This window comes from Nocardioides sp., assembly GCF_036493135.1.
GTDB lineage: Bacteria > Actinomycetota > Actinomycetes > Propionibacteriales > Nocardioidaceae > Nocardioides.
This window is the reverse complement of the sequence record NZ_DASXQG010000049.1, coordinates 1-14,436: the sequence shown is the minus strand read 5'-3', so window position 1 is coordinate 14,436 and position 14,436 is coordinate 1. Positions and strand designations below refer to the sequence as shown.

General features: G+C 71.3%; 15 protein-coding genes. 12 read left to right on the top strand and 3 right to left on the bottom strand.

Annotated features, from left to right (window positions below):
• Nucleotides 1-60: 60 nt before the first annotated feature.
• From VGJ24_RS08850 to VGJ24_RS08835, 4 genes are all read left to right on the top strand, one after another.
• On the top strand, nucleotides 61-1,659 hold the full coding sequence (locus VGJ24_RS08850) for an ABC-F family ATP-binding cassette domain-containing protein (protein ID WP_331500174.1): 1,599 nt from the start codon (nucleotides 61-63) through the stop codon (nucleotides 1,657-1,659).
• 138 nt (nucleotides 1,660-1,797) lie between these two features.
• Nucleotides 1,798-2,598 carry an enoyl-CoA hydratase/isomerase family protein gene (locus VGJ24_RS08845; RefSeq protein ID WP_331500173.1) on the top strand — a complete coding sequence of 267 codons (801 nt, stop codon included), beginning with the start codon at nucleotides 1,798-1,800 and terminating at the stop codon, nucleotides 2,596-2,598.
• 34 nt (nucleotides 2,599-2,632) lie between these two features.
• Complete coding sequence (locus tag VGJ24_RS08840; RefSeq protein ID WP_331500171.1) at nucleotides 2,633-4,525, top strand: ABC transporter ATP-binding protein; 1,893 nt, start codon at nucleotides 2,633-2,635, stop codon at nucleotides 4,523-4,525.
• A 10-nt stretch (nucleotides 4,526-4,535) separates the two neighbouring features.
• On the top strand, nucleotides 4,536-5,306 hold the full coding sequence (locus VGJ24_RS08835; protein ID WP_331500170.1) for an SDR family oxidoreductase: 771 nt from the start codon (nucleotides 4,536-4,538) through the stop codon (nucleotides 5,304-5,306).
• Here VGJ24_RS08835 and VGJ24_RS08830 read toward each other — a convergent pair.
• Entirely contained in the window at nucleotides 5,205-6,104 is a 900-nt protein-coding gene (locus VGJ24_RS08830) for an SURF1 family protein (protein ID WP_331500169.1), read from the bottom strand. The genes VGJ24_RS08835 and VGJ24_RS08830 overlap by 102 nt on opposite strands.
• Before the next feature lie 75 nt (nucleotides 6,105-6,179).
• Between VGJ24_RS08830 and moaA the strand changes: the two genes are divergently transcribed.
• Complete coding sequence (gene moaA, locus VGJ24_RS08825; protein WP_331500191.1) at nucleotides 6,180-7,175, top strand: GTP 3',8-cyclase MoaA; 996 nt, start codon at nucleotides 6,180-6,182, stop codon at nucleotides 7,173-7,175.
• Nucleotides 7,176-7,325: 150 nt separating this feature from the next.
• Here moaA and VGJ24_RS08820 read toward each other — a convergent pair whose 3' ends face one another.
• Nucleotides 7,326-7,652, bottom strand: coding sequence for a DUF3099 domain-containing protein (locus tag VGJ24_RS08820; RefSeq protein WP_331500168.1), 327 nt, complete (start codon nucleotides 7,650-7,652; stop codon nucleotides 7,326-7,328).
• A 78-nt stretch (nucleotides 7,653-7,730) separates the two neighbouring features.
• Between VGJ24_RS08820 and VGJ24_RS08815 the strand changes: the two genes are divergently transcribed.
• From VGJ24_RS08815 to VGJ24_RS08800, 4 genes are all read left to right on the top strand, one after another.
• The gene (locus VGJ24_RS08815; protein WP_331500167.1) at nucleotides 7,731-7,943 is read left to right on the top strand and encodes a dodecin; all 213 of its coding nucleotides are present in this window, start codon (nucleotides 7,731-7,733) and stop codon (nucleotides 7,941-7,943) included.
• Nucleotides 7,944-7,987: 44 nt separating this feature from the next.
• Nucleotides 7,988-8,707, top strand: coding sequence for a 3-oxoacyl-ACP reductase FabG (fabG, locus tag VGJ24_RS08810; protein WP_331500166.1), 720 nt, complete (start codon nucleotides 7,988-7,990; stop codon nucleotides 8,705-8,707).
• Between the two features lie 21 nt (nucleotides 8,708-8,728).
• On the top strand, nucleotides 8,729-9,502 hold the full coding sequence (gene fabI / locus VGJ24_RS08805) for an enoyl-ACP reductase FabI (RefSeq protein ID WP_331500165.1): 774 nt from the start codon (nucleotides 8,729-8,731) through the stop codon (nucleotides 9,500-9,502).
• A 113-nt stretch (nucleotides 9,503-9,615) separates the two neighbouring features.
• On the top strand, nucleotides 9,616-11,313 hold the full coding sequence (locus VGJ24_RS08800) for a Mur ligase family protein (RefSeq protein WP_331500164.1): 1,698 nt from the start codon (nucleotides 9,616-9,618) through the stop codon (nucleotides 11,311-11,313).
• 3 nt (nucleotides 11,314-11,316) lie between these two features.
• Here VGJ24_RS08800 and VGJ24_RS08795 read toward each other — a convergent pair whose 3' ends face one another.
• Nucleotides 11,317-11,829 (bottom strand): helix-turn-helix domain-containing protein, encoded by a 513-nt coding sequence (locus VGJ24_RS08795; protein WP_331500163.1) that lies wholly within the window; start codon nucleotides 11,827-11,829, stop codon nucleotides 11,317-11,319.
• 99 nt (nucleotides 11,830-11,928) lie between these two features.
• On the opposite strand from VGJ24_RS08795, the gene VGJ24_RS08790 reads away from it, so the two are divergent.
• The 3 genes from VGJ24_RS08790 to VGJ24_RS08780 all read left to right on the top strand — a co-directional run.
• Nucleotides 11,929-13,326 carry an MFS transporter gene (locus VGJ24_RS08790; RefSeq protein WP_331500162.1) on the top strand — a complete coding sequence of 466 codons (1,398 nt, stop codon included), beginning with the start codon at nucleotides 11,929-11,931 and terminating at the stop codon, nucleotides 13,324-13,326.
• Between the two features lie 37 nt (nucleotides 13,327-13,363).
• Nucleotides 13,364-13,879: an rRNA adenine N-6-methyltransferase family protein gene (locus tag VGJ24_RS08785; RefSeq protein WP_331500161.1), complete on the top strand. Its 516-nt coding sequence runs from the start codon at nucleotides 13,364-13,366 to the stop codon at nucleotides 13,877-13,879.
• 67 nt (nucleotides 13,880-13,946) lie between these two features.
• Nucleotides 13,947-14,436 (top strand): carboxymuconolactone decarboxylase family protein (locus tag VGJ24_RS08780; RefSeq protein WP_331500160.1); only part of this gene is annotated, 490 nt, incomplete at its 3' end.

The window sequence follows — 14,436 nt, the reverse complement described above, 5'->3', positions numbered from 1 at the left end:
CGCAAGGCGCCGTGGGGGACAACTGGGGCCCGAGCGGGCCGCCCTAGACTAGCCAGCCTGATGATCAGTGCCCAGCAGCTCGAGGTGCGAGCCGGGGCGCGATTACTGATGCACGACGTCTCCTTCCGGGTCGGGCCGGGAGACAAGGTGGGACTGGTCGGGCGCAACGGAGCCGGCAAGACCACCCTGACCCGAATCCTCGCCGGCGAGGGCCTGCCCGCGTCGGGTCAGGTGACCGCGACCGGCTCGGTCGGCTACCTCCCACAGGACCCGCGGACCGGGGACCCCGACGTACCGGTGCGCGAGCGGATCCTGTCCGCGCGCGGTCTGGACGCCGTCGTACGCCGGCTCCGGGCGGCCGAGGAGGAGATGGCCAGCGACGACACCGCCGTTCGCGAGCGCGGGATGAAGCGGTACGAGCGCGCGGACGCCGAGCTCCACGCCGGTGGTGGGTACGCCGCGGAGGCCGAGGCCGCGCAGATCGCGGCGTCGCTCGGGATCGAGGAGCGGTTGATGACCCAGCCGCTGCGCACCCTCTCCGGTGGTCAGCGACGACGCGTGGAGCTCGCCCGCATCCTGTTCTCCGGCGCCGAGACGCTGCTCCTCGACGAGCCGACCAACCACTTGGACGCGGACTCGATCCTCTGGCTGCGAGAGTTCCTCAAGGCCCACAAGGGCGGGCTCGTGGTGATCAGCCACGACACGGCGTTGCTCGACCAGACCGTGACGAAGGTGTTCCACCTCGACGCCAACCGCCAGGAAATCGACGTCTACAACCTGGGGTGGGCGGCGTACCTCGCGCAGCGCGAGACGGACGAGCGGCGCCGCAAGCGCGAGCGACAGAACGCCGAGCGCAAGGCCGACGCGTTGTTCGAGCAGGCCACCAAGATGCGGGCGAAGGCGACCAAGGCACAGGCCGCGCACAACATGGTGCGCCGGGCCGAGAAGCTGCTCGGAGGCGTGGAGGCCGACCGTCGCGCCGACCGGGTGGCGCGGATCAAGTTCCCCGAGCCGGCGCCCTGCGGCCGCACCCCGCTGACCGCGTCGGAGCTCTCCAAGTCCTACGGTTCACTCGAGGTCTTCACCGACGTCGACCTGGCGATCGACAAGGGCTCCCGGGTCGTCGTGCTGGGCCTCAACGGCGCCGGCAAGACGACGTTGCTGCGGATCCTGGCCGGCGTCGACAAGCCCGACACCGGCGAGGTCACTCCCGGCCACGGCCTCAAGCTCGGCTACTACGCCCAGGAGCACGAGACGCTCGACATCTCGCGGACCGTGCTCGAGAACATGCGCACGGCCGCGCCCGGGCTCACCGACACCGGGACCCGTTCGGTGCTCGGCTCGTTCCTGTTCTCCGGGGAGGACGTCGACAAGCCGGCCCGCGTGCTGTCCGGGGGCGAGAAGACCCGGCTGGCGCTGGCGATCCTGGTCGTGTCGAGTGCGAACGTCCTGCTCCTCGACGAGCCCACCAACAACCTCGACCCTGCCTCGCGCGAGGAGGTGCTGGCGGCGATCCGCGGCTACGAGGGCGCGATCGTGCTGGTCACCCACGACGAGGGCGCCGTCCGGGCCCTCGACCCCGACCGGGTCCTGATCCTCCCCGACGGCGTCGAGGACCTCTGGAACGACTCCTACGCCGACCTCGTCTCCCTCGCCTGACCGCCGAAGTGGGACTTGTCCGCCGCCGAAGTGGGGTTTGTCCCGGGCCGAAGTGGGGGAAGTCCGACTGCTCCCACGCGGAGAACTCCGCCCTCGGGGGCGGAGAACTCCCACTTCGGCGGTTCCTAGACTGCTCGCATGACTCCCGACGAGCTCGCGGCCGCCGGGCTGAGGTACGACGTCAGCGGCGACGTCGCGACGGTCACCCTGAGCCGTCCCGAGGTGCGCAACGCCCAGACGCCCACGATGTGGCGGGGGCTGGCCGTCATCGGCGACGAGGTGCCCGACGAGGTCCGGGTGATCGTCGTCCGGGGCGAGGGGCAGAGCTTCTCGGCCGGCCTGGACCGGGCGATGCTCGACCCGGCGACGTCCGCCGACGACCCGGAGTCGGTCGTGGGGCTGCTCGGTCGCAGCGACGAGGAGATCTCCGAGGCGGTCGACCGATTCCAGCGGGGATTCACCTGGCTGCGTGATCCGCGGTTCGTCTCGGTCGCGGTGGTGCAGGGTCATGCGATCGGGGCCGGGTTCCAGCTGGCGCTGTCCTGCGATCTGCGTGTCGTGGGTGACGACGCGCAGTTCTGCATGAAGGAGGCGGCACTCGGGCTGGTCCCCGACCTCACGGGAACAAAGCCGCTGGTCGAGAGCGTTGGCTACGCCAGAGCACTGGAGCTGTGCGCCACCGCCCGGGTGGTCGGTGCGGCCGAGGCGCTCGAGATCGGGCTGGCGACCGTCGTGTGCCCGGTGGCCGACCTCGACGGAGCACTGGCCGACCTGGTCGGGGCACTCACGGCGCCGATGGCGGGCGCCGTACGCGAGACCAAGGCGCTGCTGCTGGCGACGTCAGGACGCTCGCTCGACGAGCAACGGCGGTTCGAGCGCCAGGCACAGATCCGCCGGTTCCGAGAGCTCGCGGGACTGATGGCCGCCGGCGGGAGCTGACCGCGGTGGGTCGATCGGGAGGAAGGGGAGCACGATGTCGATGATCGGGCCGTCGGCGTGGCGCACCCTGCACTCCGACCGTGGCATCCTCGAGAACAAGATCGAGCGTCGCACCCTGCGCCGGGTGGTCACGTTCGCCCGGCCGCACCGGAGGCTGATCAGCCTGTTCCTGGTCGGCACCGTCGTCGACGCCGGGCTGGTGATCGTGCCCCCGCTGTTCATGCAGCGCCTGGTCGACGACGGCATCCTGGCGCACGACACCTCGGTCGTCGTCTGGCTCGCGGTCGGCATCGCCCTGGCCGCGATCGCCGACGCCGTGCTCGGGCTCTTCACCGGCTACCTCTCCAGCCGCATCGGCGAGGGCCTGATCTACGACCTGCGCACCAAAGTGTTCGCCCACGTGCAGCGGCAGTCGCTAGCGTTCTTCACCCGTACCCAGACCGGCGCGCTCGTCAGCCGGCTCAACTCCGACGTCATCGGTGCCCAGAGCGCCTTCACGTCGACCCTGTCCGGCACCGTGTCGAACATGGTCTCGGTGGTCGTCGTCGGGATCACGATGCTGGCGCTCAGCTGGCAGGTGACGGTGCTGTGCCTGGCGCTGTTCCCTCTGCTCCTCCTCACGTCGCGGTGGGTGAGTGGGCGGATGGCGGTCCTGACCCGCACCCGGATGAACGGCAACGCCGACATGGCGACCTCGATGACCGAGCGCTTCAACGTCGGCGGCGCGATGCTGCTCAAGCTGTTCGGTCACCGCGAGACCGAGGACGCCCGCTTCGCGGAGAAGGCCGCGAACGTACGCGACCTCGGCGTCCGCATCTCCCTGCTGACTCGCTTCTTCTTCGCGGCCATGACCCTCGTTCCGTCGCTGGCGACGGCACTGGTGTACGGCGTGGGCGGCTATCTCGCCATCAACGGACACCTCTCGGTCGGCACCCTGATCGCCCTCGGGACGCTGCTGCTGCGACTGCTCGGGCCGCTCCAGGGACTGTCCAACGTCCGGGTCGACATCATGACCGCGCTGGTCAGCTTCGACAGGGTCTTCGAGGTGCTCGACCTGCCCTCGCTGATCCAGGAGAAGCCCGGCGCCGTCGCCCTGCCACGTACCGCCTCCTCGTTGGAGTTCGAGCATGTGTCGTTCGGCTACCCGCGTGCCGAGGAGATCTCGCTGGCCTCCCTGGAGAACGTTGCCCGTACCGAGTCGCGCGACTCCGGCGAGGTGCTCCACGACGTGTCTTTCTCGGCCGAGCCCGGCCAGATGATCGCCCTGGTCGGCCCGTCGGGCGCCGGCAAGACGACCGTCACCCACCTGGTCGCACGGCTGTACGACGCGACGACGGGCACCGTGCGAGTCGGCGGGCACGACGTCCGCGACGTGACCCTCCAGTCGTTGGAGGACGTCGTGGGCTACGTGACCCAGGACGCCCACATGTTCCACGACACCATCCGGGAGAACCTCCTCTACGCCCGTCCCCAGGCGTCCGACGAGGAGATCTGGACAGCACTGGAGTCGGCACAGATCGCACCCCTCGTCAGCGCCCTGCCCGACGGCCTCGAGACCGTCGTCGGCGATCGCGGATACCGGCTCTCCGGCGGCGAGCGGCAGCGCCTCGCGATAGCCCGCCTCCTGCTGAAGGCACCGGCGATGGTCGTGCTCGACGAGGCCACCGCCCACCTCGACTCCGAGTCGGAGGTCGCGGTCCAGCGGGCGCTCGACGCGGCCCTGGCCGGTCGCACGTCCCTGGTCATCGCCCACCGGCTCTCGACCGTTCGCGACGCCGACATGATCCTGGTCGTCGAGTCCGGCCGCATCGTGCAGCGCGGCACCCACGCCCAGCTGCTGGCGCAGGGTGGCCTGTACGCCGATCTCTACCGCACCCAGTTCCTCCCGGACGTTCGGCCGCTGCAGCCGGCCGCGGGTGACGACTAGGTTCACGTCCATGGACCTGGGACTCGCCGACCGCGTCTACCTCGTCACCGGAGGGGGCCGCGGGCTCGGGCGTGCGACCGCCGACGTGCTGGTGGCCGAGGGCGCGCGAGTGGTGCTGTCCGGGCGCACCGAGGACACGCTGGCGGCGGCCCTCGAGGAGCTCGGCGACCCCGCCCATCGCGACCGGGCGGCGTACGTCGTGGGCGACAACGCGGACCCGGACCTGCCTCGACGGCTGATCGCGACCGCCCGCGAGCGGTGGGGGCGGATCGACGGGGCCCTGGTCAGCGTCGGCGGACCGCCCACGGGCACGGTGACCGCGACCACCGACGAGCAGTGGACGACGGCGTTCGGCTCGGTGTTCCTCGGTGCGGTCCGCGTGGCCCGGGAGGTCGCCGCCGAGCTCGGGGCGGGCGGCTCGATCGCGTTCGTGCTCTCGACCAGCGTGAAGGGCCCGCTGACCGAGATGGCGATCTCCAACGGACTCCGGCCCGGGCTCGCCATGATCGCCAAGCAGCTGGCCGACGAGCTCGGGCCGCGTGGCATCCGGGTCAACGGGCTGCTTCCCGGCCGGATCGGCACCGAGCGGGTCGCCGAGCTGGACGCACTCCATGACGACCCGGGTGCGGCCAGAGCGCGTGCCGCGCAGGGCATCCCGCTCCGGCGCGACGGGGAGCCCTCAGAGTTCGGCCGTGCCGCGGCGTTCCTGCTGAGCCCCGCCGCGTCGTTCGTGTCCGGAGCCCTGCTCCCCGTCGACGGTGGCTCGCTCCGCGCTCTCTGAATCCCCGGCTGCCGGCGGAGGCCGCTTCTTCGCGGGCTGCTGTGCACGTCGCAGCTCGGCCCGGCCGGTGACCTCCTCCCAGGCGAGGTAACCGTAGCCGAAGAGCGCGAGGATCCCGAAGAACCACCACTGGAGTGCATAGAAGAAGTGCGGGCCGTTGCTGAGGTCGGGCGGGTCGGCCCTGGTCAGTGGCGTGGACGGCTTCGGGTTCTCGGAGAGCAGCTGCACGAAGCCGCCGTACAACGGGATGCCGATGGCGGGCTCGATCTGGGCACTCGAGATCGCCCGGGCCGAGGCGTTGACGACCTCGGCCGCGCCGCCGCTCGCGTCCTGCCGGACCCAGCCGGTGACCTGCACCGTGCCGGAGGGCGGGGCGGGCACCTGCGACGCGTCGGTCAGTCCCTGGTTGGACGTCGCGACCCAGCCGCGATCGACGAGCAGGGCCTTCCCCGACGAGGTGACCAGAGGTACGACGACGTCGACGCCGGCGTTCCCGTTCCGGGTCTGGTAGCGGACGATCACGGTCTTCGACGCGTCGTACGTGCCGGTCGCCGAGACGACGGCGTACAGCTCCGACGAGGGCGGGTCCACGCCGTGCCGCAACATCTGGTCGACCGGGGTGGGGGCTGCCTTCTGGTTGGTGCGGATGATCGCGTTGCCGGACTTCTTGTCCTCGAGCCGGTGCCACTGCCAGCGGCCGAGCAGCAGGCACGCGTAGGCGAGCAGCAGCACGCTGACGAGGAGCAGGAGCCAGCGTCGGCTGAGGAGAAAACGCAGGCTGCTGACTCGGGGTGACACCGTTCGAGGCTATCGGCCGGGCGGTGAGCGCTGTGTGGGTGTGGGGGAGGCAGCCCGTAGACTCGTGCGGTGAGCATGCAGCGACCGCTGGCCGACGCGTACGGCCGTGTGGCGACCGACCTGCGGGTGTCGCTGACCGACCGCTGCAACCTGCGGTGCTCCTACTGCATGCCGGCCGAGGGGCTCGACTGGCTGCCGCATCCCGAGGTGCTCACCGACGACGAGGTCGTCCGGCTGATCACGATCGGCGTACGCCGTCTGGGCATCCGCGAGGTCCGGTTCACCGGCGGCGAGCCGCTGATCCGGCGCGGCTTCGTCGACATCGTCCGGCGTACCCGCGAGCTCGGCGCCGACCTCCAGCTCTCCGTCACGACCAACGGTCTCGGACTGGAGCGCATGGCGGCTGCGCTGGCCGACGCCGGGCTCGACCGGGTGAACCTCAGCCTCGACACCCTCGACCCGTCGCGGTTCAAGACGATCACCCGCCGCGACCGGCTCGACGACGTCCTCCGCGGCGCCAAGGCGGCCCACGAGGCGGGGCTGACCCCGGTGAAGGTGAACGCCGTCCTACTGCGCGGGGTGAACGATGACGAGGCGAGCGACCTGCTCGCCTGGGCGATCGCGCACGAGTACGAGCTGCGGTTCATCGAGCAGATGCCGCTGGACGCCCAGCACGACTGGCACCGCGACCAGATGGTGACCGCCGAGGAGATCTTCAAGCGGCTCGACCGCGACTACACCTTGTCCCCGGCCAGCGAGCCGCGGGGGAGCTCGCCGGCCGAGCTGTTCCTGGTCGACGGCGGACCGGCGACGGTGGGCGTGATCGCGTCGGTCACGCGGCCGTTCTGCGGCGACTGTGACCGAGTACGCCTGACCGCCGACGGTCAGGTCCGCAACTGCCTGTTCGCCCGCGAGGAGTCCGACCTGCGTGGTGCGCTGCGCGCCGGCGCGAGCGACGAGGAGCTGGCCGATCGGTGGGTGGCGGCGATGGCCTCGAAGCTGCCTGGTCACGGGATCAACGACCCGACCTTCCTGCAGCCGGACCGGCCGATGTCGGCCATCGGGGGCTGACCAGCGGCCCCAAATGACGACGAGTGCCAGACAGCCACGGGGGAAGCTTTCCGGCACTCGTCGGTGTTCGTCAGCTCGGGGAACCCGACGGACACGACCGCGATTGTTGCACGACAATGTTCCGAGTCCAACCCCGCACCATCGTCGAATTCATTCGGAATCCGCGCTCGGAGGCAGTTGTCTGTCCTGCGATGCCCCGTCGCGGAGCTCGAATCCGTCTGATTTCGTGCTGGCCGCATTTGCCATGACCACCGCGACGTACGGCAGGGCGACGGCGCCGACCACGAAGATCCATGGCAGCCACCCGGGGCCGAGGTGTGAGATGGCGAGGGCCGCGACGACCAGGAAGCACAGCGTGCGGATGCCCATCGCGATCAGGTACCGCTTCTGGCGCGAGTTGATGTCCGCGGCGGCGCCAGCAGACGCCGTCGTGATGCGGATCGGGACGTCTGGCGTCCCGCGCTTCGTGCGCGCCATACCCCACCATAAGTCCGGGTGACCCACCGGTATTCCGGGGGCGGGCACGGATCCGGATGGGCCGTAGAGTCCGCTGCCATGAGCAACCGCACCTACCGGGTCACCGAGATCGTCGGGACCTCACCGGACGGCATCGACCAAGCGATCCGCAACGCCATCCGGCGTGCCAGCGCGACCTTGCGGCACGTGGACTGGTTCGAGGTGACCCAGGTCCGTGGCCAGATCAAGGACGGCGACGTCGAGCACTTCCAGGTCGGGATGAAGGTCGGCTTCCGGCTCGAGGACGAATGAGCCCGACTTCCGGGTAACCGGCGACAGTCGCTAGCGTCACGTCCGTGGACGAACAGACACAGCCGCGGTCGGTGCTGGTGACCGGTGGCAACCGCGGCATCGGTCTGGCGATCGCCGAGGCGTTCCTGGCGCTCGGCGACACGGTCGCGGTCACGTCCCGATCCGGTGGCGGTCCCGATGGTGCGCTCCACCTCGTCTGCGACGTCACCGACCCCGCCGCCGTCGAGCAGGCGTTCGTCGATGCCGAGGCGGCTCACGGACCGGTCGAGGTACTGGTCGCGAACGCCGGGATCACCGCCGACACCTTGATCCTGCGGATGTCCGAGGACGACTGGGCCTCCGTGATCGAGACGAACCTCACCGGCACGTTCCGGCTGACCAAGCGCGCGGCCAAGGGCATGCTCCGCCTGCGTCGCGGGCGGATCATCTTGATCTCCTCGGTCGTCGGGCTGCTGGGCTCGGCGGGACAGGTCAACTACGCGGCCTCGAAGTCGGGCCTGGTCGGCATCGCTCGGTCACTGACCCGCGAGCTCGGATCGCGCTCGATCACCGCGAACGTCGTGGCGCCCGGCTTCATCGAGACCGACATGACGGCGGTCCTGACCGATGACCAGAAGGCCAGCATCATGGGCCAGGTGCCGCTGCAGCGCTACGGCACGGTCGAGGAGGTGGCGTCGACGGTCACCTGGCTGGCCTCACCGGGAGGGTCCTACGTCTCCGGGGCCGTGATCCCCGTCGACGGCGGCCTCGGAATGGGTCACTGAGACGTCCAACCAAGGAGTGAGATGAGCGGCATCCTCGAGGGCAAGCGGATCCTGGTCGCCGGCGTGACCCTGGACTCGTCGATCGGCTTCGCCACGGCCAAGGTGGCCCAGGAGCAAGGGGCCACGGTCCTGATCTCCAACTTCGGGCGCGCCCTGGGCATCACCCGGCGGATCGCCAAGCGGCTGCCCAGCGAGCCGCCGGTGCTCGAGCTGGACGTGACCGACCAGGAGCACCTCGACGGGCTCGCGGACGCCGTACGCGAGCACGTCGACGGCCTGGACGGCGTCGTGCACTCGATCGCGTACGGGAACCCGGAGACGCTGCTCGGCGGCAAGTTCATGACCGGGCCGTGGGAGGACGTCGCGCAGGCCGTGCACGTCTCGGCGTACTCGCTCAAGGCGCTGACGAACGCCTGCCTGCCGCTGATGAGCGAGGGCGGCAGCATCGTGGGGATGACGTTCGACGCCTCCGTCGCGTGGCCGGGCTACGACTGGATGGGCTTCGCCAAGGGCGCGCTGGAGTCGTGCAACCGCTACCTCGCCCGTGACCTCGGCCCGCAGGGCATCCGCTGCAACCTGGTCAGTGCCGGAGCGCTCAAGACCCTGGCCGCCAAGGCCATCCCGGGCTTCGACCGGTTCGAGGACGAGTGGGCGAAGCGCGCCCCGCTGGGCTGGGACCTGGACGACCTCGAGCCGACCGCGCGCAGCGTCGTAGCCCTGCTCAGCGACTTCTTCCCGAAGACCACGGGCGAGATCGTGCACGTCGACGGCGGCTACCACGCCATGGGTGCCTGACCTGGACCGTGGCGGTGTGGCACGGTTCGGTGGGAAAGCCACTGTCTCGGACCTGCTCCGCGTGGCTCACTCACCGCCCCTGGTGAACCGGCCGGCTTCGGTAGCGTGCGCGCGTGACGTCGCTCATCGAGCTCCGGGTCCTCGAGGGCCCGAACCTCTACTTCCCCCGTGCCGCGATCAAGCTCACCCTCGACATCACCGGGCTGGCCTCGGCGCCGACGAAGACAGCCGAGCGGCTGGCGCGTCGGATCGGGCTGGCGGGTGCGCGGCCGGGGGAGCCGGACACGGGTTTCCGGCAGCGGTTCGCGCTGCGGGCGGTGGCGCGGTTGGTCCGCGCGATCGCGCACGAGTCGGGCACGACGCGGCTCGCCGTCCGGGTGCGGCCCACCAGCAATCCGCACCTGATCGTGGTGTCCTACCCGTGGCGGCACCGCGATCGTGCGCAGGAGATGGCGCGTGCGGTGGCGGACGTCCTGGACGCCGTACCGGCCGAGGACGTCGAGGACGCCGTGGGCCGTGCGGCCGAGCGCGTCGTCGCGTCGCCGGAGGGCGATCGGCCGCACACGATCACCCCGGAGATCCCGGTCGTCGCCGTCACGGGCACCAACGGCAAGACCACGACCAGCCGGATGATCGCCCACATCGCGCGTACGGCGGGCCTGGTCGTGGGCTGGTCCAACACCGACGGCATCTACCTCGACGGTGAGCTCGTGGAGGCCGGCGACTACTCCGGCCCGAGCGGTGCCGGACGCGTGCTGGGCCTGCCCGACGTGCAGTTCGCGGTCACCGAGACGGCCCGGGGCGGCATCCTGCTCAAGGGCATCGGGCTGACCCGGAACGACGTGTCGGTGGTGACCAACGTGAGCGCCGACCATCTCGGGCACCACGGCATCGACACCCTGGACCAGCTCGCCGAGGTGAAGGCGGTCGTGCCGCGCATCACCCGGAGCCGCGGCTGGTCGGTCCTGAACGGCGACGACCCGCGCGTCTACGCGATGCGCAACGTGATCCGATCCCGTCCGTGGGTCTTCTCCCGCGACCCGAACTCGCCGGCGATCCGCGAGACCCTCGACGCCGGCGGCCGCGCGACGACGGTCATCGACGGCTGGGTCTCGGTGCTGCGGCCCCGGGCTGACGCCGACCCGCTGATCGAGCTCACCGACGTCCCGATGACCCTGGCCGGGCTCTCCCGGTTCAACGTCGAGAACACCCTCGCGGCCGCCTCCGCCGCCCTGGCCGCCGGCCTCGCTCGCCGTACCGTGGTCGACGGCTTGCGCGCGTTCCGGCCGGATGCCGAGCACAACCCGGGCCGGATGAACATCTTCACCGTTCCGGTCGACGGTGGCGATGTCACGGTGGTCATCGACCTCGCCCACAACGAGGCCGGCCTCGAGGCACTGCTGGAGGTGATGGCCGGGGTACGACGTATCGGCTCGCGCCTGCTGCTCGGGCTCGGCGCGGTCGGCGACCGTACCGACGATCTGATCGGCCGGCTCGGTGAGATCGGTGCCATGGGGTCCGACGTGGTGGCGATCGGTCACAAGCAGAAGTACCTGCGGGGCCGGACCATCGAGGGGCTCGAAGGGCTGCTCCGCGATGGTGCCGAGCGCGTCGGCGTCACCGACGTCGCGGCGTACCCCACCGAGGTGGCCTGCCTCGCCGCCCTCGTCGAGCACGCGCAGCCCGGCGATGTCGTGGGCCTGATGTGCCATGCGCAGCGGCAGCAGGTGTACGACTGGATCGCCGGGCACGGGGGCACCGGCGACACCCCCCAGCAGCTGGGGGAGAAGGTGCGCGCGGCCCGGGCCTGAGGCTCAACGCACCAGCAGGGGTTCGAGCAGCCGGTGGGGCTCGCGGAGCGCCACCGAGACCGGGTCGGAACGGAGCGTGGGGTCGGCACCGGGGCCGGGGCGCACCTCCACGGCGGCCGGCGCCGGGAAGACATCGCACGTCGTACAACGTCCGTCGCCCGCCATCTCGCCGCAGCCGACATGGCGGTACAGCCGCCGCGGTCGCCCCGGCGTCGTACGTTGCTCGCCCCACTGGCCGAGCGCGAAGAGGGCGGGCCAGAGCCCGAGCGCCTCGTGGGTCAGCGCGTACTCGGGATGCCCCTCCCCGGTCCGGCTCAGGAGGCCGTCGGCCACCAGCGCCTCGAGCCGAGTGCTCAGCACGGCCTTGGAGATGTCGAGGTGCGCCTGGAAGTCGGAGAAGCGACGTACCCCGAAGAACGCGTCGCGCAGGATCAGTAGCGTCCAGCGCTCGCCGACCACCTCCAGCGAACGGGCCAACGAACAGTCCTGCCGCGCGTAGTCGGTGCCGAGTGGCATCGGTCCTCCATCCGGACTCACGAGATGATCTGGTCTGTTCACCAGACTACATGCTACGGTGCCTGAGTTCGATGACCAGACCAAATGGAGCTTGTGGACATGGCCCGCCTCACCCTGCTCAGCGCCTCTTTCGGCACGCTCGTCGCGATGATCGCGTTCACCGCGCCGCTGTCGACGCTGAACGCAACCGTGGCCGGACTCGACGCCGGGGTGGCCGGGCGCACGTGGATCCTGAGCTCGATGAGCATCGGGCTCGGCGCGTTCCTGCTCACCGCCGGCCGGGTGGCCGACGACTACGGGCGGCGCCGCACCTTCGTGGCCGGCGCGTTGCTCCTCGCGGCCGGAGCCCTGGTGGCCGCGGTCGCGAACGACGTGGTGGTCTTCGTGCTCGCCCGGGTCGTGCAGGGCATCGGCGGCGCGGCCCTGATCGCGGCCAGCCTCGGCATGTTGGCCGTGACGTTTCCAGACCCTAAGCGCCGGGCGCACGCCACCGGCGTCTGGGGTGCCAGCCTCGGCGCAGGCATCGCGATCGGACCGCTGCTCTCGTCCGGACTTACCCTGCTCGGCTCCTGGCGCGACGTGTACGTCGTGCTGGTCGCTGCCGGCGTCATGCTCGCCGCCACGGCGCGCGGGTGCCCAGAGTCCCGTGCCGCCGAGGGGGCGCGGCTCGACCTTCCGGGCGTGACCCTGCTCGCGCTGGGGATGAGCGGCCTTCTGGCCGGCCTCGCCGAGGGCCGCGAGGGCTGGGGGCGGCCGCTCGTGATCGGACTGCTCGTGGCAGGTGTCGTTCTGCTCGCGGGCTTCGTCGCCGCCGAGCTGAGATCCGACCACCCGATGATCGACCTCGGCCTGTTCCGCCGACCAGCGTTCGCGGCCGTCACGCTGGCCGCCGTCGCGAACGGCGCGGGCGTGATCGCACTGCTCTCCTACCTGTCGGGCTTCCTGGGGGTCGCGTACGGCCGGTCCGCCTGGAGCGCCGCCTGGCTGATGCTGACCTGGTCGGCCCCGAGCGTGGTCACCGCCCTCTCGGCGCGACGGCTCCCGGAGCGGTGGACCGGCCGCGCCCGGATGGCCGCGGCACTCACGCTGATGGGCATCGGGCTCGCGATGCTGGCCGGCATTTCGGCCGGCAGTGGCGTGATCCGGTTCGTGCCCGGGCTGGTGGTGGCCGGTGTGGGCAGCGGGTTCCTGAACGCCGCCCTCGGCCGCGAGAGCGTCGCCAGCGTCCCCGCCGGCCAGGCCGGGCTGGGCAGTGGGGCGAACAACACCGCGCGCTACCTCGGATCCGCGCTCGGCGTCACCATCGTCTCGGTGGTCGCTGCGCCGTACGGAGTGCCGACCCCGGCGGCGTTCGTCGACGGTTGGAACCATGCCGCGCTGGCCGCGGCGGCCGTGACCCTCATCGGGGCGCTCGGCGTCGCGCTCGTGGGCGCGCGTGCCGTCGCGGCCGAGCCGTCCGCGGAAATCCCGTCGCCGCAGGACGCCGACGCGGCCTAGGGTCGGCGCATGGTCACGTACATGGTGATGGTCCGTCGTGGCCGCGCCCCGGCAGACGGCCGGGTCGCGCCGCTGGGGGTGGCACCCGCTCACGCCTGAGTGGGCCGACCGGGTGGTCGGCTCCGCACCCGTCTGCCCCGGAGACGTCGTCGTCGATCTCGGTGCCGGCGAGGGCGCGCTGACCGACCCCCTCGCGCGGGCCGGCTGCCGGGTCCTCGCGGTGGAGCTGCACCCGCGCCGCGCCGCTGTCCTCCGCGAGCGGTTCGCCGGCAGCCGGGTCGCCGTGCTCGAGCTGGACGTCGAGGTGTTCTGCTGGCCCGGCCACTCGTTCCGGGTCGTCGCGAACCCTCCGTACGCCGGGATCAACGCGCTGGTGCGCCGGCTGCTCGCCCTCCCGCAGCTGCGTTCGGCCGATCTCGTGGTAGCCGAGCGCGCCGCTCGTGGGCTGCTCCGGCGGTACCCGGACCGTCTCCAGCCGGGCCTCCGGGTGCCGTGTGCGGCTTTCCGGAACCGCCCGCCCGCGGGCGCGCGGGTGATCCGGATCCGGCGGTGATGTGGACCAGCCAACTGATGGCGAACTGGCTCATCTCTCTGGTCCGGATCTCGCCTACGGTGGACCCATGACCACTCAGCAGGAGACCCGCCACCAGATCCCAGCTCGCCTCGACGTCGACGCCGCCGTCCCGTCGTACAGCAAGGCGATGAGCCACCTCGACACCACCGCCACCCGCGAGCTGGACCGGGTCGGCTTCCCGGCCGGCCTTCGCGAGCTGGTGCGGCTGCGTGCCTCCCAGATCAACGGCTGCGCGTACTGCGTCGACACCCACAGCACCGACGCCGCGTCCGCCGGCGAGTCGGCCCAGCGCGTCAACGCCGTCGCCGTCTGGAACGAGTCGCCCTTCTTCACCGAGCGCGAGCGCGCGGCCCTCCGGTTCACCGAGGTGGTCACCCGCGTCGCCGAGACGCACGTCCCGGCCGAGGAGTACGACGCCGTCGCGGCGCACTGGTCGCCGGACGAGGTGGGCGCCCTGCTCGCGCTGATCATCACCATCAACGCCTGGAACGGACTCGCGGTGGCCTCCCGGGCCTGGGAGCCGGTCCTCGCCGACT